Origin of the sequence: Pantoea agglomerans (assembly GCF_020149765.1) — a bacterium.
GTDB classification, from domain to species: Bacteria; Pseudomonadota; Gammaproteobacteria; order Enterobacterales; family Enterobacteriaceae; genus Pantoea; species Pantoea alvi.
Window position 1 is genome coordinate 300,063 of the sequence record NZ_CP083808.1, and the last position, 17,056, is coordinate 317,118.

16 protein-coding genes are annotated in these 17,056 nt (G+C 56.2%); 9 read left to right on the forward strand and 7 right to left on the reverse strand.

Annotation, left to right across the window (positions count from 1 at the left end; genetic code table 11):
* Positions 1–50: 50 nt before the first annotated feature.
* The 3 genes from LB453_RS01355 to LB453_RS01365 form a co-directional block, all read right to left on the reverse strand.
* Positions 51–452 carry a hypothetical protein gene (locus LB453_RS01355; RefSeq protein WP_103796550.1) on the reverse strand — a complete coding sequence of 134 codons (402 nt, stop codon included), beginning with the start codon at positions 450–452 and terminating at the stop codon, positions 51–53.
* A gap of 159 nt (positions 453–611) precedes the next feature.
* Positions 612–1,631: an ABC transporter substrate-binding protein gene (locus tag LB453_RS01360; RefSeq protein ID WP_103796551.1), complete on the reverse strand. Its 1,020-nt coding sequence runs from the start codon at positions 1,629–1,631 to the stop codon at positions 612–614.
* Positions 1,632–1,643: 12 nt separating this feature from the next.
* Complete coding sequence (locus tag LB453_RS01365) at positions 1,644–3,773, reverse strand: TonB-dependent receptor (RefSeq protein WP_411970169.1); 2,130 nt, start codon at positions 3,771–3,773, stop codon at positions 1,644–1,646.
* 258 nt (positions 3,774–4,031) lie between these two features.
* On the opposite strand from LB453_RS01365, the gene LB453_RS01370 reads away from it, so the two are divergent.
* Together LB453_RS01370 and LB453_RS01375 are read left to right on the forward strand one after the other, a co-directional pair.
* A complete protein-coding gene (locus LB453_RS01370) occupies positions 4,032–4,409 on the forward strand; it encodes a RidA family protein (RefSeq protein WP_103796553.1) in 378 nt (125 codons plus the stop codon).
* 375 nt (positions 4,410–4,784) lie between these two features.
* Positions 4,785–6,059 carry a Glu/Leu/Phe/Val family dehydrogenase gene (locus LB453_RS01375; protein WP_103796554.1) on the forward strand — a complete coding sequence of 425 codons (1,275 nt, stop codon included), beginning with the start codon at positions 4,785–4,787 and terminating at the stop codon, positions 6,057–6,059.
* Positions 6,060–6,092: 33 nt separating this feature from the next.
* Here the strand turns inward: LB453_RS01375 and LB453_RS01380 are convergent, their stop codons facing one another.
* Positions 6,093–6,833 carry an SDR family oxidoreductase gene (locus tag LB453_RS01380; RefSeq protein WP_103796555.1) on the reverse strand — a complete coding sequence of 247 codons (741 nt, stop codon included), beginning with the start codon at positions 6,831–6,833 and terminating at the stop codon, positions 6,093–6,095.
* A gap of 517 nt (positions 6,834–7,350) precedes the next feature.
* Here LB453_RS01380 and proP point away from each other — a divergent pair.
* Together proP and LB453_RS01390 are read left to right on the forward strand one after the other, a co-directional pair.
* Positions 7,351–8,811 (forward strand): glycine betaine/L-proline transporter ProP, encoded by a 1,461-nt coding sequence (gene proP, locus LB453_RS01385; RefSeq protein WP_103796556.1) that lies wholly within the window; start codon positions 7,351–7,353, stop codon positions 8,809–8,811.
* A gap of 162 nt (positions 8,812–8,973) precedes the next feature.
* The gene (locus LB453_RS01390) at positions 8,974–9,312 is read left to right on the forward strand and encodes a cupin domain-containing protein (protein ID WP_103796557.1); all 339 of its coding nucleotides are present in this window, start codon (positions 8,974–8,976) and stop codon (positions 9,310–9,312) included.
* Positions 9,313–9,651: 339 nt separating this feature from the next.
* Here LB453_RS01390 and LB453_RS01395 read toward each other — a convergent pair whose 3' ends face one another.
* From LB453_RS01395 to LB453_RS01405, 3 genes are all read right to left on the reverse strand, one after another.
* Positions 9,652–10,002 (reverse strand): YebG family protein, encoded by a 351-nt coding sequence (locus LB453_RS01395; RefSeq protein WP_103796558.1) that lies wholly within the window; start codon positions 10,000–10,002, stop codon positions 9,652–9,654.
* 105 nt (positions 10,003–10,107) lie between these two features.
* Positions 10,108–10,902, reverse strand: a complete 795-nt coding sequence (locus LB453_RS01400; protein ID WP_033790496.1) for an SIR2 family protein — start codon at positions 10,900–10,902, stop codon at positions 10,108–10,110.
* Positions 10,899–11,459, reverse strand: a complete 561-nt coding sequence (locus tag LB453_RS01405) for a non-canonical purine NTP pyrophosphatase (RefSeq protein WP_103796559.1) — start codon at positions 11,457–11,459, stop codon at positions 10,899–10,901. The genes LB453_RS01400 and LB453_RS01405 overlap by 4 nt, the downstream gene beginning before the upstream one ends.
* Positions 11,460–11,646: 187 nt before the next feature.
* Between LB453_RS01405 and LB453_RS01410 the strand changes: the two genes are divergently transcribed.
* The 5 genes from LB453_RS01410 (at position 11,647) to LB453_RS01430 (ending at position 16,976) form a co-directional block, all read left to right on the forward strand.
* A complete protein-coding gene (locus tag LB453_RS01410) occupies positions 11,647–12,078 on the forward strand; it encodes a hypothetical protein (protein WP_103796624.1) in 432 nt (143 codons plus the stop codon).
* A gap of 254 nt (positions 12,079–12,332) precedes the next feature.
* Positions 12,333–12,665, forward strand: a complete 333-nt coding sequence (locus tag LB453_RS01415; RefSeq protein ID WP_103796625.1) for a hypothetical protein — start codon at positions 12,333–12,335, stop codon at positions 12,663–12,665.
* Between the two features lie 658 nt (positions 12,666–13,323).
* On the forward strand, positions 13,324–13,836 hold the full coding sequence (locus tag LB453_RS01420) for a DUF3304 domain-containing protein (protein ID WP_103796626.1): 513 nt from the start codon (positions 13,324–13,326) through the stop codon (positions 13,834–13,836).
* Between the two features lie 132 nt (positions 13,837–13,968).
* A complete protein-coding gene (locus LB453_RS01425; RefSeq protein WP_103796627.1) occupies positions 13,969–14,541 on the forward strand; it encodes a DUF3304 domain-containing protein in 573 nt (190 codons plus the stop codon).
* A complete protein-coding gene (locus LB453_RS01430; RefSeq protein ID WP_103796628.1) occupies positions 14,529–16,976 on the forward strand; it encodes a T6SS phospholipase effector Tle1-like catalytic domain-containing protein in 2,448 nt (815 codons plus the stop codon). Before LB453_RS01425 ends, LB453_RS01430 begins: the two co-directional genes overlap by 13 nt.
* Positions 16,977–17,056: the final 80 nt, after the last annotated feature.

A 17,056-nucleotide genomic window follows, 5' to 3' on the forward strand; every position in this document is an offset into this window, starting at 1 on the left:
GAAGAAAGAGAAGCTGGCCGATCGGCGGCTGACCGGCCAGAGAGCGGCGTTTAGCCTTCGGTCGCGGGCGGCGTCCATTCGGTAAAGGTCGGCTTGTCGCTTTTCACCTCATAGGCGACATGCTTCACCTCGCCTTTGGCGGTGTTCACTTCAACCGGATTGATAGTGACGCGTCCCAGACCAAACAGGGTAGCGACGTAGCCGCCGATTTTATGTTTGCCTGGCGTCAGGAAAAGATCTTTGCTCTGCCCGCCGTTCAGCTTGCCGGCATCTTTGCCATCGACGGTGACAAACACCGAGGAGCCGTCATCGGTACGCGTCATCACGTGGGAAACGCTGACCTGTGCGGGACCGGCGGCAAAGGTGGGATCGTCCTGGTAAGAGTGTTTTTTCGCGCATCCGGCGAGCGCGACGACGGCGAAAAGAGCTATCGGGGAAAAACGTGCAATCATTGTTTTTGTCAGACCTCAGCTGCGACTAAGGGGTTATTTTAGCGCTACGTCACACTTTCTCCCAGCGCACATTGCCTCGGCATGTTCCGAATTCAGCTGCTTTGCTGCTTTTTACGCCAGCCGCCGCACACTTTGTTCAGCCACGCGCGGCTGGCGATTTCAGCCTGAAATCGGCGGCAAACCCGCCAGTATCCTTTTCGCCTCATCCACGCGCAGCGGGTAATCGTAAAAGCGCTGATAGAAGGTGCGGGTGGCGGCGATCATATCGAGCTGAGGAAAGCGCTGCGGATGCAGCTGCTTCGCCGCCCAGAGGATCTGCAACGCCACTTCCGTGCCATAGCGGTCCCAGGGAAATACCCCCGACGGATTTTGCAGCACGCGATGCGCTTTTACCGCCTTCACGCCGCTGAACAGCGCGGCATAGGGCGAATCCTCCAGCCTGCCCGCGCCTGCGCCGATAATAATCACATCAGGATCCCAGGCGATGACCTGCTCTGGCGAAACCTCTTTCATATTGCCTGTCACCTGCGCCGCCGCGTTTTGGCCGCCGGCGAGCCGGATCCAGCTGTCAATCAGCGTCTGGCCGCCATCAATTTTCAGCGGATGCAGCGACTGGATATGCAGCACGCGCGGCCGCTGCGCGTCGCTCAGCGACGCGGTTTGCGCGCTGACGGCGGCGATCTGCGCATCCAGATAGTGGTTATAGGCCAGCGCCCGACGCTGCGCCTCCGGCGTGCCGACTACCTGTGCGGTGGTGAGCAGCGAACGTTTCATCGACGCCACAGCGTCAAAGCGCATGCTCAGCGTCGGGATTGCCGCCTGGCGGTAGCTTGCCGCATCGGGATCCTGCGCGGGCACAAAGATGGCGTCGACGCCGCGCGCCACCAGCGCCTCGCTGGAAAAGGTTTTGCCGCGCGCCTGTAGCGCCTGGTTTAGCGAGGGCTGCACCTTAAACATCCACGGCCGGTCTGCCGGATGATTCACGGTGGCGACAATCAGATCCCCCGCGCCCAGCGTCATTAGCAGCGAGTGGTGTGCATACCAGGCGTCGGCAATGCGATGCGCCGGGTGCGGCAGTTCGACCTGTTGCCCCAGGTCGTCGGTCAGCGTGGCGGCGCAGGTGACGCCTGCCGCCAGGCTCAGCGTCAGCGCCAGGCTGGCCCGCAGTAACATTTTCATTGTTCAGATTCCTTAAAAATCGAGCTGCATTGAAACCTGCACCTGACGCGGCTCGCCGAGCGACGCGCTGGCATAGCCCGCGCCGCTGTAGCCATTAAGGCCGCCCGGCACGATATTGGTCCAGTAGTGACGGTTGGTCAGGTTGGTGACGTCAAGGCGAAAGGTTGTGTCGGTATTCATCAGGCGGGTGTGATAGCCCGCGCCCGCGTCCAGCGTGGTGTAGCCGCTTACCCAGCCGCTGTTGGCGTTGTCGGTGGCGCGGCGTCCGACATAGCGAGCACCGCCGTGCAGATCCGCGCCGCTAAGGCCAGGCAGATCCCAGGCGGCGAACAGACTGGCGCTGTAGCGCGGCAGCCCCACCACCCGTTTGCCCTGCGTCGCGCTGCTGGCGGTATCGAACAGACGCGGATCGAGCCAGGTCATGCCGCCGTAGATATGCAGTCTCGGCGTCACCTCGCCGTCCGCCATCAGCTCAAGGCCGCGGTTGCGCTGCTCGCCGTCTACCGCATAGACGCCGCTGCCGCTGGTATAGGCAAAGGGACGTTTAATCTCAAACAGCGCCGCCGTCAGCAGCAGCCGATTCACCGCCAGCTTAGCGCCGATTTCCGCCTGCCTGCTGCGGTAAGGCGCAAGGATGGTGCCGGCGTTGGTGGCACCCGTCGGCGCGGCGTCCCCCTGCTGCAGGCTGTCCGCCCAGGTGAGGTAAAGCGTCAGCGGATCCACCGGCTTATAGACCAGACTGGCGGAGCCGGAGAAGCCTTTATCAGAGGATTTGCTGCTGCGCGCGCCGGTTTTAGCGTAGTTAGCTGAACTCAGCAGACTTTCGCTGCCCGCCAGCATCAGACTCCACTGGGGCGAAAACTGCAGATTATCGCTCAGCAGAAAGGCGTGCTGCGTGGCGGTGGTGGAGTGATAGCGGTCGGTAAAGTCGGGATAGTCAGGACGATTAAAGCGCGAGGGCTGTTCCAGCGAGGCGCTGCCAAGCGTCGAGGTCGCGCCGCGCCGCGGATTCATATTCTTCCAGACAAAACCGCGGATGCCGGCAGCAATCTGATGGTGGATCCAGCCCGTATCGACTTCGCCGTTCAGGTTCGCCAGATAGCTGTTGATGGTAAAGCGGCTGGCGGTGGAGGAAGAGGTCGTCGTGGTGTAGCGCCCCGCCCGATCGGTAAAGGTGTTGGTAACGCCGGTCGATTCGCGATCGGCGATCTGGCGCAGCACCCCGACTTCACCCTGCCAGTTGCCGTCAAAGTCATGCCTGAGGCGCAGCCCTGCCGTCAGGGTATGGTTATCGTCGCCCGCATAAGATTGCCCCAGCCCGGCCTTTTTCGGGTCGGGCGCCGCCGGGAAGGTCAGGCCGTTGCCCAGCGCGAATTTCCCCGGCAGGCCTTTATCGTAATAGTGGTAATAGCTGAAGTTACTCTCCAGCACGGTGCTGTCGCTGAGGTTAGCGTCCAGCGCGAGGCTCACCAGTTGACGGCGCACCTTACTGCCGCTGACATAGCCGCCGCCCTCGTCATCCAGCAGATTAAGGCGATAGCGCAGGCGATCATTTTGATCGAGCGGGCCGCTGAAATCCGCCGCAAGATTATGATTGCCGCCGCTGCCGCCGCCGATCCTCAGGTGATGCTGCGGCAGATCGGTGCCGCGCTTCGCCACGAAATTAAACAGCCCCGCCGGATTAGCCGGGCCGTAGAGCGAACCGGCCAGGCCGTTTAGCACTTCGATATGGTCAAACTGCTCTGCCGCGTAGTCGGTAGTCGAGACGACGTTCAGGCCGTCGATCATACTGTTCTGCACCACGCTGCCCTGCATGCCGCGCGTCTGCGGGCGGACGCCATCTCCCTGGACCGACGGCATATAGCGATAGAGCGCGCTGACGCTTTTTAGCTGCTGCTGCTTCATCATTTCACGCGAGAGCGACTGGACAGAGAAAGGCGCGTTGCGCACCGCCAGTCTGCCGGCATTGCCCAACATAGCGCTTTTTTGCGTGGCATCCTCCTGGCTGGAGAGCGATGGCGGCTCAGCGGAAACCGTTAGCGTCTCATCGCTGGCTGGCTGTGCGCCCTGGGTCTGTAGCGCGGTGAAAATAAGCAGGCTAAGCGCCTGAGGTTGAAAAAGCGCGCGGGTCATACATTTCATTTTTATTAAGTCAGTTCTGCAGGTGATATTAACGGCGGGAAAGCGTAACCTGAATTTACCACTTTCGTTGTATTTGAAATTATATAACGATAAGGCGATTTATTCACAGCGGCAATCTCTTATGACGCGATTAGCCCGGTCAATAGCGGCGAGGCGGCAGCAAAATAGCCGTGCATATTTAGCTGCTTTTATCAACGCGATCGGGTGATGCCCGGCAGATATAGCCGTTACCCCTGCCCTGAATGAAAAGGAAAACAGATGTCAGCTATCGAAAGAATTAATTATCCCGCGCTGGGCGAAGTTAAGGCACCCTATGTTCATGCGGTAAAGCACGGGAATACGCTTTATGTTTCCGGCCTGACCGCATACGGCAGCGCCGCGCAAACCGGCTCTGTCGCGGAGCAGACGAAGGTGATATTTGACCAGTTCCAGCTGATCGCTGAGGCGGAAAATAAAACGCTCAGCGCCTTACTGAAAGTCACGCTATTTATCACCTCTTTCGAGGATATCGACGCCCTGCGCCAGGTGCTGTTTCATTATTACGGCGACCATTTGCCAGCCAGTTCTTTAGTGCAGGTGAGCGCACTTTTCTCGCCCGATCTCAAAATCGAAATAGAGGCAGTGATGGCGCTTTAATTCAGCCTCGCCCTTCTGCCATTACGAAAAGTAATCCACTCATTAATCTGGCTCATGCGGCGAATTTACTCTGCCAAGTCAATACGCAGCGGGCGTAATTTGTTCAATTTATGAGACAACTCAAGGAACTGAAAAGTGACAAAAAATCCTGTTTATGCAACAAGCATGCAACATAAGCACATCTTTATTCAGTGCGGCGCGGCCAGCCACATTATTTATGCACTGCGCTGCACCAAAATGTAGCAAAACGCCTGTTTTCAGCCGCGGAAGAAAAATTATCTTTCTTCGGTAAGTGGTAAATTAACGGGGTGCGGTTTGATCCGCTCCCCATCCACGGCAACACATAATAAACGACTTTAAAAAAGAAAGGTCTTTATGGAAAAGTTATCCTACGCGTCTGAAAACAGTACATCTGCCTGGTCCACCTACCTTCAGCAAATCGACCGCGTCGCGCCCTATCTGGGCGAGCTGGGACGCTGGATCGATACGCTGCGCCATCCAAAACGCGCGCTGATTGTCGATATCCCGCTTCAGATGGACGACGGCTCTATCCGCCACTTCGAAGGCTATCGCGTGCAGCACAACCTGTCGCGCGGGCCGGGTAAAGGCGGCGTTCGCTACCATCCCAATGTCGATCTGAACGAAGTGATGGCGCTCTCCGCCTGGATGACCATCAAGTGCGCCGCGGTCAATCTGCCCTATGGCGGCGCCAAAGGCGGTATCCGCTGCGATCCCTTCGCGCTGTCGGAAGGCGAACTGGAGCGCCTGACGCGCCGCTACACCAGCGAAATCGGCATCATTATCGGCCCGCAGAAAGATATTCCCGCGCCGGATGTCGGCACCAACAGCAAGGTGATGGCGTGGATGATGGATACCTACTCCATGAACAGCGGCACCACCGTAACCGGCGTAGTCACCGGCAAGCCGGTCCACCTGGGCGGCTCGCTGGGACGCGAGAAGGCGACCGGACGCGGCGTCTTTATTACCGGCCGCGAAGTGGCGCGCCGCGCGGGCATTCCCGTTGAGGGCGCGCGCGTCGCGGTGCAGGGCTTCGGCAACGTCGGCAGCGAAGCGGCGCGTCTCTTCAATGAAGCAGGCGCCTTTATCGTGGCGATCCAGGATCACAGTGCGACTCTCGCCAACGCCAACGGCATCGATATGGCGGAGCTGTCGCGCTGGCAGCAGGAGCACAAGCAGATCCTCGGCTTCCCCGGTGCGGAAAAGATCGATGAAGAGGCGTTCTGGCGCACCGAAATGGATATCTTTATCCCTGCGGCGCTGGAAGGACAGATCACCCGCGAGCGCGCGGAAAGGCTGAGCTGCAAGCTGGTGCTGGAGGGCGCCAACGGCCCAACCTATCCCGAAGCGGACGATGTGCTGGCCGAACGCGGCATCATCGTAGTGCCGGACGTTATCTGTAACGCAGGCGGCGTAACGGTCAGTTACTTCGAATGGGTCCAGGATATGGCGAGCTTCTTCTGGAGCGAAGATGAGATCAACGCGCGCATGGATAAGATCATGACCGACGCGATGGTACACGTCTGGAACAAAGCCAAAGAGAAAGCGTGTTCGCTGCGTACCGCGGCCTATATCGTCGCCTGCGAACGCATTCTGATGGCGCGTAAAGAGCGCGGCATCTATCCGGGTTAATCGCTTAACGGGCAGCGCAGGCTGCCCCAGATTTCAGTAGCGCACCAGGCCGCCATCGACCGCGTACTGGCTGCCCGTCACAAAAGAGGCGTCGCTGGAGAGCAGAAACAGCGCGACCGCCGCCGCCTCTTCCGCCTTCCCGGCCCGCTTCAGCGGCACCTGGCTGACGATAAAATCCTCGAACTGCTGACGCGCCGTCTCCGGCATAAAATCGCGGAAATGGGTTTCGATCGGCCCCGGCACCACCACATTCACCCGTATGCCACGCGGCGCCAGCGCCGATGCCCAACTGCGCGCCATGGCAATAATCGCCCCTTTGGTGGCGGCATAGAGGCTGGTCGTTGCCGCGCCTTCATAGGTCGAGGATGAGGAGGTGACCACCACCGATGCGCCAGGGTTAAGCAAAGAAGAGAGCCTGGCGAGCTGAAGCATCGGGCCACGCACGTTGGCGTTCATCATGGCGTTAAACGACTCTGCGGTCACCGACTCCAGTTCGCTTAGCTCGGCATAACCAGCATTCAGCCAGAGCCCATCCAGCCGGCCCCACTTTTCCACCGCTTCACCCAGCGCCTCGATATCCGCCTCCAGCGAGGCGTCGTTGCGCAGCAGCAGCGCATTGTCGTGCAGCACGCTGTTGGCATACTGCAGTCGGCTGGCATTGCGCCCGGTTACCGCAACGCGGCCGCCCTCTGCCTGAATGCGCTGCGCCCCCGCCAGCCCCATGCCGCTGGTGCCGCCGGTAATCAGGATACGTTTGTCACTAAATCGGGCCATAACCCCTCCAGAAAAGACGCCGCGGATTTGAGCGGCGCGTGCAAAACAACACTATCTCTGAATGTTAGCTGGCGGCGGCAATAACGCGTGATTTAAGGGGTGACAGATTGATGACATTTTCGATCGGCTTATAAACTGGGTTTACAGGGTGTCGATTATTTTCAGGCCAGATTCATGAAAATACGCCCTCTGACTAGACCTCATAATAAACAGGGTTATTTGTGTTTTTAAACTTACCAGGCTCTTTTTTTACGGATTCTTTACAGGCTAACTTCCTGAGACAAAGCGATTTAAACCATGCTGACCCGTGATTACGGCATCAACTGCATGTTTGTTCGGCTATATCAGCCTAAAAATCTGCTAATTTGAAAGCGAGGCCGTTTTTATAGTAAGGTAAATTGTTGTAAACAAGCTGCCGTAATTTATTTTAACAGGCTGCTTATAGCTTTCTTTCCCATAGTTTGTTGGCAGTTCGGCGACGAAAGCTATAAGAGCCTCATTGGTTAATGAGGATATTATGAGCACCGGGAATCAACCCACAGATAAAAGCAAAAAGCATTTCTGGCAGAAAAAGCAGAAAGAGCTGACGGTCGACGATATCACCATCGTCGATAACGATATGCTGAAGCGCGCGGTCGGCGCAGCGGCGCTGGGCAACGCGATGGAGTGGTTCGACTTCGGCGTCTATAGCTATCTCGCCGTGACCATTGGTAAAGTCTTTTTCGCCAATGCCAGTAACACCGCGCAGCTGATCGCGGCGTTCGGCACCTTCGCCGCCGCCTTCCTGGTGCGCCCTATCGGCGGACTGGTATTCGGCCCGCTGGGGGATCGCATCGGCCGCCAGAAGGTGCTGGCGATGACCATGATCATGATGTCGATCGGCACCTTCTGTATTGGCCTGATCCCCTCCTACGCCAGCATCGGCATTCTTGCGCCGATACTGCTGCTGGTAGCACGGCTGGTGCAGGGTTTCTCTACCGGCGGTGAGTATGGCGGCGCGGCAACCTTTATCGCCGAGTATTCCACCGATAACCGTCGCGGCTTTATGGGCAGCTTTCTTGAGTTCGGCACCCTGGGCGGCTACCTGCTGGGCGCCGGCTTTGTGACGGCGCTTACCTCGGTGCTGCCGGAGCAGACCATGCTCGACTGGGGCTGGCGCGTTCCCTTCTTCGTCGCCGCGCCGCTCGGCCTGTTTGGCCTCTACGTTCGTCTGAAGCTGGAAGAGACGCCGGCGTTCCAGCAGCATATGGAGAAGCAGGAGGCGCTGGAGCATAGCAAACCGAAGATGACGGTGATGCAGATGCTGAAGAAGTACCACAAGCCGATGCTGAAATGTATTGGTCTGGTGCTGCTGTTTAACGTCTCCAACTACATGCTGACCTCTTATATGCCGAGCTACCTGACCGGCGTCCTCGGCATGGGCGAGCTGAGCAGCCTGCTGCTGATTATGGTGGTGATGTTCGTGATGATGCCGCTGACGCTGTTCTGGGGTCACTGGGCGGATCGCCTGGGCCGCCGTCCGGTCATCGGCAGCGGCGCTATCGGTCTGATCCTGCTGTCGATCCCCTGCATGATGCTGGTGGCCTCAGGCAATATGTGGCTGGTGTTTGCCGGACTGATCGTGCTGGGCGCGCTGCATACCTGCTTCAGCGGCTCGATGCCTGCCACATTGCCGGCGCTGTTCGTTACCGATATCCGCTACAGTGCGCTGGCCATCGGCTTTAACCTGTCCGTCTCGCTGTTCGGCGGCACCACACCGCTGATTACCGCCTGGCTGGTGGACAAAACCCATAACCTGATGATGCCCGCCTACTATCTGATGGGCGCAGGCGTGATTGGTCTGCTGACCGTGCTGACGCTGCATGAATCGGCGCGTAAGCCGCTGCGCGGCTCCTCGCCTGCGGTGGCCACCGAGGCCGAGGCGCACCGCCTGGTGAAAAAGCTGCGCTCGCGTAATAAAGAGCGTCCGGCGCAGTAATTTCTGCCGCACTTCCTCACCCTAAAACCCGCCAGCGGCGGGTTTTCTTTTATCCGCCGTATGAAAAGCGCGCATTCATAGCGAGATGATTGAAAAGGCATGTTTTTTTCCGCTCAGAATCGTTATGGTATCGGTTCCACGGAACGAGAAAGGAAGATCATTATGGTGTTGAAAGAGAACGCCGAACACTATATCTGGGGCGACCAGTGCGACGGCTGGATACTGATGCAGCGGCAGGATCTCAGCATTATCCACGAGCGGATGCCCGCTGGCACCGAGGAAATTCGTCACTATCACGCCCAGAGTCGTCAGTTCTTTTTTGTATTGCGCGGCACCCTCTGTATGGAGCTTGAGGGCGAGCGTCACCTGCTCAACTCACATCAGGGGCTGGAAGTTCCTCCAGAAGCAAAACATCAGGCGCGAAACGACAGCGACAGCGACGTTGAGTTTCTGGTGGTCTCTCACCCCACCACGCGTGGCGATCGCACTGACCTGCGCTAAGGTTTTTGATCGAGGCCGATGTAGCAGCTAATCGCTGTATGCAGGTTTTTTGATCCAGAACAATCCAGCCCGCGCCACCTTCTGTCAATTTGTGTAAACGGTTTCGATAACCGCACACTTAATGGAGGCAGGCTGATGACGGGTAAATTCGGATTAACGGCGGGTATGGTGGTGTGGCTGGTCTATGTGGCGTGGATGGTAAGCTACTACTCCGGCACCTTTTCTCTGTTCGCTCACTGACGCATAGAAAGTTACGCGCCTGACTACAGACGCTTCGCGCATACAAAAACGCGCCGCAGGTAAAAGCACTGCGGCGCGTTTTTAGTGTGATGCAGGAACTTAAGCCGCTTTAACGGCGCGCACCTTTTTGGTCTGCGCAACGTCGCCTTCGCCATTTTCATCAGCGTGCTCTGCCGCGCGAGCCTTTTTCGCTGCATCAGCGGAGTCAGACGCATCCGGGAGCTTGCTGGTGCGCAGAATATGCTGAATCGCCTCTTTCTGCTCTGCAAGCAGCAGGCCGAGGGTTTCCGCCTGAGACTCGTCCATATCGGGCTGATGCTGCGCTAACCAGTCGGTAAAGGCCTCCGCCATGTCGAGCATCTTATCGTAGGCATCCGCCTCTTTTTTGCTGGCAAACGTCATTTTCTCTTCACCCTTCTTGACGACTACGTATTTAATTTCGACAGCCATTTTTGCCCCTCCGATACTGTTAATATATACAGTATATCCCTCATGCGGCCGGATTGCATCCTTTTTTCAAGGCGATTGTCTTAACAGGTGAAGAGCGATAATTCATTATGAAATCAGCTCGTTAAGGAAGTCTGCCAGCGCCTTGCGCGGATCGTCCTCTTCCGAGACGATCATTTCAATGCCCCACTGCCCCAGCACCTCGCGCGCCACCGGATTGTTACGGTTGGTGAAGAGATAAGACTTTGGCCGCGCGGTCGCCAGACCGGTTCTGCCCCACATTTTGGTCAGCCGGTAAAACAAGAGGCGGATGTTAAAATCGCTGATGCTGTAGCCGACGAACAGCACCGAATTGCCCATCACGTCGTGGGTCAGTTTAATATCGAGCGGCGAATCGAAATAGAGACGTTCGAAGTAGCTGCTCTCATCCAGCACAATCGAGGTATCGTCGTCGAAATCACCGTGCAGCTTGATGATATGCCGCTTGTCTTCGGTCAGCGCCACCAGGTCCGCCGCGTTGGCGACTTTGCTGTAGGGAACGCCGTGCGCCTCGTGCGCTGCTTCCAGCCAGCGGTCGTAATTGGTGGTGTAGATGCGGCTAAAGTTGCCCTGGGTAATCATGGTATGAATTTCTGAGGAGCGGACATCAATGTCCGGCCGGTGCCACTCGCGATCCATCCAGCTGCGCAGCGGGCCAAGCGAACCTTTCTTCTGTTTGTAATACTCCGCCAGCGAAAGATGGGTGCCGTAGGTGTTGAATATTTTGGGATCGTAGCCCAGCTCATTCGCCAGATGGGCTATCAGCTCATGCCACTCCGGCAGCCCCAGATTGCGCGATATGCCCGCACCGGCGAACAGGATCAGTTTGCCGGAGTCGTAGGCGCGTTTTAGTTCAGGTTTCATGCCACTCCTCGGGCGGTTTTCAGGAATTCGGCGAAGCGGTCGAGCGCCAGCTTTCGCATAGAGATCTCATTTTTCAGCTCGCCCATCTCGGCGAAGGTCTGGCTATGGCCTTCCGGAATAAAGACGCAGTCCCACTGAAATTCGCGCGGTCCGACGGGCTGGGCGGTGATGGTGCCACGAACTTCGCCGTGAAACTGGTACATTTTGCGTCCGTCGCAGTAGCCCAGCACGGTTTTCGCCGTGACCGCCTGGCTGTCGAGTCCCTGCACCAGCTTGGCGAAACGCTCCGCCTCTAGCCGGTTCCAGAAGATGCGCGTCAGCCCGGCCGGCAGGCCATTCAGCCCATCAAGGTAGAGTCCGGTATGCTCGACAAAGAGCGGACGGCCGATAATGGAAAAGGCCTTAGTGAGTTTGTCGCGCACCAGCGCAATTTCGTTTTCCGTCTGGATTTCATCGATACGGCGGGCGATAGGCAGAACGTCGACGCCTACCGGTTCGAGGATTTTTCGTACCTCGGTCAGCTTATGCTCATTGGCTGACAGAAAGCGGATTTTCATTGCAAGCCTTTAAATTATTCTGTTTTAGCGGATAAAGAGGCGTTATCAGCGGGTTATCCTGTTTTTAAACTTCCGCCGTCATTATAAAAACGGCGTGGACGATTGAGTAGAGTCTAGCTGACACCACTTAAGGGCTAAAGGATATCTCACCTGCAGGCCCTGGACAGGCGACAGGAAAGCAGGTTTTTTGACGGGAAAGGCAGAGTCACTGCATCAGCGGCCTGTCACTTCGGTTGCAGTAGTGCAGCCTGGCCCGGCCGTTTATTCAGCTGCCGTCGCGCTCGTCCGGCCGCCGCCTGACCAGAGCAAGCTGATAGAGATTATTTCGGTCAATCCACCTGCCGCAGCTCAAGCAGACAGCGCCGTGAGGGGTATGTTTTTCATCATTTTGCAGGGTGTACTGGAAACGGCGCTCTCCACACTGTTGGCACCGGATCTTAACTCGGCCCATAGGGAGACTCCATCAAGGTTAATTAAGCTGTGGGCTAATCCTGGCACCTTTCGCCAGTTGAGCCAGCAGCCAGGCAAATTAACTTTTCGGCCTTCCGATCTTCCGCTGCATCAAGCGACGGCCGCTCTGCGCAGGCTGGCCGGAAAAAACTTCAACCTGACTTATTAAAAACCCACTCTAACCCCGCATCAGAGCGCATTCCACAAGGAATGCCGACCTCGATCGCCCTCGCCCCACGCTGAAACAGGCAGGTTATAATCCCGAATGAATTAATTAAATTAAAACAAAAACCTAAATGTAGATAATTTTATAACAGAAACAGATGTTCTGAGGTAAACCACACGCTGTTAACTCCCGAGACAGAGGATTACACTGATGATGCTGTTTAATTAAATAACGGTTAACTAAAGAGGGAGTGAAAAATGGCTTTAAACGCTTCAGACTCAGCGCAGCTGGACGCCTGCACCAAACAGGTAGCGGATCTCCAGACGCAGTTAGATAAGCAGAAAACGCTCAGTGAGCTTTACCGGAACGAGATCCTTACCGACAGTGAGTTCCTGGGATTTACGATAGAAATCTTCGATAAAATTCAGGCCTCCATCAACAGCGGCGTGATTAATACCATGCCGGTTGAAGAGCAGCGCCAGCTGCAGGAAACCCTGGTTTACGTTAAAGAGCGGCAGGCAGCCGATAAACTGTATCGCAAAGAAGGCGATCCAGAACCACGAACGTACGAAGAGTACCGTAATCCGTAATAATGAATAGTTTTATGATAAGCCGCCCATAGTGAAGTGAACCTGAATATTGAACACTTTATTAACTGGCGACTGACATGGCCTGAGCTCAAGACTGCACCGGGCTCAGGCCGTTTAGTTTGGCTGGATTCGTTCGTTGTAGTAGCCACCTCCACCCTACCATACGCATCACGCTTAGCCGGTTCGACTGCATGCCTCGGTCGCCCCCCTCTCGTGAACGCTGATGGCGTCGGTGATTCTCGACAAACCTGAGTTCAGTGCCTCACTGACAGTTATCTCGTGCCCGCTGAATAAAGCTTTTGGCATTTTCTCGTTAGGCTTAGCTGGTCTATCGATTACTGCTCAAAGCCCGTCGCCAGCTTCAAAAGACTGCTTATAAATAGCCCTTTAGTCAGAGTCGGTTGTTCCGCGTCCCGTCCTGGTCGGCAATGCTGATACAGTTTCGTATACCTGCCGCTATGAATTGTTCAATGACTTCCTGACGTGTTTTCAGCTCCCCAGATGCTGGCCGCCGCGCTCCCGCTTTCTCACGTATTCACCACGAGGGCATCAGGCATCTATTGTCTGGTGATTTGATTTATGCAAAAAAACAGAGGAAAATACGCACAAACCATAGGGATTAAGGTCATATTTTGGCCGTTGATAGAAGGAATTATGGATGAATCCTTGTAACAGGACTCTGCTGACCGGTGTCGTTCTGCTTCTTACCGGCTCCCCCATCGCTTTTGCTGGCACTATCGAAGCCATCAACCATACCAAATGGGCGATTAACCATTTCAGCGTTAACGGACAGTCCGGGCTGGATGCTATTGGCCCCTTTCAGGGAGGGGGTGGAGGATGCTGTTACCACGCACCGCCATTATGGAAACCCGGCATAACTGTAAAGGTAGACTGGGAAACAGGCGTGGGATCATCGGAAGGTTTTCCCGGATTCCAGGACAGGGAAAAATATCTGGCATGGGTAAAAAAACTTGAGACCCAAAAAAAACAGCATTCACGCATGATTCCCCTCCCGCCCTATACGTCCACAGAAAAAACCTGCGGCATCACTGTGCATTTCCTGCCCTGCGATCAGGTAAAAGTGACGACCAGCTGCGCCGATTACGGCAGTCCGGCTTATCCGGTTAACTACCCCATTCAGATGAAGGAGCCTGCCGTATGTCCGAAGTGAACAATGCTCCGGTCTGGTATCCACCGTCCTTCCCGGAGCAGGGTCGGCTTCCCTCTGTTGCCTCTTTGACCCGGAAAACCGCCACCGCCAGTTAAGGCCATATTTTGACCCTGAATATAGAAGGAATTATGGATGAATCCTTGTGACAGGACCCTGCTGACCCTTGTCGTTCTGCTTATTACCGGCTCCCCTATCGCTTTTGCTAACACTATCGAAGCCATCAACCATACCAAATGGGCGATTAACTATTTCAGCGTTAACGGACAGTCCGGGCTGGATACTATAGGCCCCTTTCAGGGAGGGGGTGGAGGATGCTGTTACCGCGCACCGCCATTATGGAAACCCGGCATGACCGTCAGGGTAGACTGGGAAACAGGTCTGGGTAGCACTCTTGATATGACAGAACCAAAACCCACTCCACCCAATACCAGAGGGATGTCTCAAAAAGAGAGAAATCGTGCATGGGATGAGTACAGTGATAAAAACAGGGAATGGTTCGCAAAAATCAGGCGGATGAAAAAACAGCATTCACGCATGATTCCCCTCCCGCCCTATACGTCCACAGAAAAAACCTGCGGCATCACCGTGCATTTCCTGCCCTGCGATCAGGTAAAAGTGACGACCAGCTGCGCCGATTACGGCAGTCCGGCTTATCCGGTTAACTACCCCATTCAGATGAAGGAGCCTGCCGTATGTCCGAAATGAACAATGCTCCGGTCTGGTATCCACCGTCCTTCCCGGAGCAGGGTCGGCTTCCCTCTGTTGCCTCTTTGACCAGGAAAAACTGTCACCAGCAGGACAGCCAGGAGCGGGCTTACCATAACGAACTCTGTCTTGCCGCAAACCGCCGGGTCACGCCGCCCTGCTGCAAAACCCTGCATATCAGCCTGTTCTTTGACGGCACTGGCAACAACCTCAATCACGACCTCAACATCGCAGACCCCAAACACCCAACCAATATCGCCCGCCTGTTTCGCGCCACCGTAGGCCAGGGATATGCCGCCGGTCTGGCAGATGACATGTCACTGACAGACTTTCCGGAGACCGCCGGTAATAAGTATTACAAGTACTATATGCCCGGCGTCGGTACGCCGTTCCCGGAGATTATGGACCTTGACTTCACCATGGGCGGGTTGGCCTTCGCCTCTCACGGGGAAGACAGGATTAACTGGGGACTGCTGCGTATCATTGATGCGCTGCGACGTACCACCGGCCTCGGTAAAATGGACGACGGAGAATGTTGGGCGTCGGTTCAGGCCATGTCCAGCTCTATGATGTCCTTCGGACTGACCGGCAGCAGTAACCGCTACATCGAGTTTCAGCGCCTTCTCAAATCCCCGCAGCTACACAGCAGGCTGAGGGCAGCGCTTAATCCGGGTGAACCAGGAAAAGTCAGGCTGCTGGGTATTAAGCTATATATTTACGGGTTTTCGCGGGGAGCCGCGGCGGCACGCGCCTTTGTCAGCTGGCTCAGCGAACTGCTTCCCGCCCCACAGGAAGGACAGGATAAACCGGAGCAGTGCCTGATGGCCGGCGACCTGAAAATCCCTCTCAGTGTTGAGTTTCTCGGCCTGCTCGATACCGTCGCATCTGTCGGAATACCGCATATTGCACCGATTGCCGAAGGGCATATGGGCTGGGCTGACGGCAATCAGGAACTGCCGGAGGAAAAAAAATATGGCGGACTAATAAAGCACGGTGTGCATCTGGTTTCCGCTCACGAGCAGCGTCTCTGTTTTCCTCTGGACTCCATCCGTCGCACCGATGGCACCTACCCAGCCCGCTTCGTCGAGGTACTCTATCCCGGCATGCACTCCGACCTCGGCGGCGGCTATCCGCCGGGGGACCAGGGCAAGGCGAACGGGGCAGACGATGCCTTGCTGCTGTCACAGATTGCCCTGCATGATATATACGCCGCCGCTTTCGCCGCCGGTGCGCCGTTAAAGGTTCCCCCCGAAGCCATTCCTGAAGCGTTGAAAAAAGATCGGTGGCGCGAATTGCCGCCTGATGTTTTGCAGGAGTTTGCAGTAGATAAAACGCTAACAGCTCGTTTCAATGCCTGGCGCACCCTGACCCTTAACCTCACCGCTCCAGAGGAAAATACCTGCCCAGAACTGGCCTCACAGTTCACCCCCACCAGCGCTCCTGTGCCACTTGAAAGCGCCATGGAAACCCAGGTGGCCTGGCTGACTGCCTGGCGAATCGGTCGTTATGCCACAGGAACCTATAAAACACAGCGTTTTTACCGCGATGCTGCCGCCAACGGCCTGGATGCCGATAGTGACCTGAAGGTTCGCAAGGCACATGAACAAGAGCGGGCAGATAAACAGAAAACCGTAGAAAATGAACGCAAAAACGAGTTAATCAACGCGCCCAAAGGCAGCTTTATCCTGCTGCCTCAGGGACCGAAAGACTTCGATGCCGCGCTCGGTCAGACCCAGCTTCGGCAGGGGGCTGAAGAGTTCAGGGAGGATTACTGGGAACTGCGGCGGGATAGTACGCAAACATGGTATTACGAACCCCTTTACGCGCTGAAAAATACCCTGTACCTGCTGAACACTGACGATGAATACGCAGAGTGGCTGCGCATGAAAACCGCCGGTGAATCCCGGCTGAAAGTGCTGTTTCCTGAAACCGGCGAAGCTGGTAACGCAGATCATCCGGCTGGTCTTGTCCGGGCGCTATTTGACGATCAGATCCATGATTCACGGGCATGGTTCATGCACAATGCCTTTGGTTCCCGCGAACCCTGGGGCGGTTACTTCCGTTACCGGATGGTCTATTTCGGCGATAACTGCAACAAATTGCTTTCACCTCTTATCGTGGCCGGCTGGGTGGCAGGTGCCGCCACGCTGGCAGGTGGTGTCGCTCTTGCCATCAGGCAGAAAAGCGTTCCGGGAAAAATATTGAGCGTCGCCGGAGCCTTCGGTGCCATTAGTCTGGAAGTGGAAGCTATTGATATTCTGTCTGGAAAACCGATTTCCATGCTACCTGACACAGAGCTGTTAAGATCCTTCACTCAGCAACCAGGTGTGGCTGTCGCTCGGCAAAAAACCGCTATGGCTGAGCAGTATCTCGCACAGCAAAAGGCTGCGATTAACCCCAGCTGGCTGGAGCGAGCAGAGGCAACCATAAAATAACCCCTATTTACCCCAACGCCCGAAGCCACCTTCACTTCAATACAAGCGGCTTTTTCGCTGGCAAGGCGACGATGCCAGCG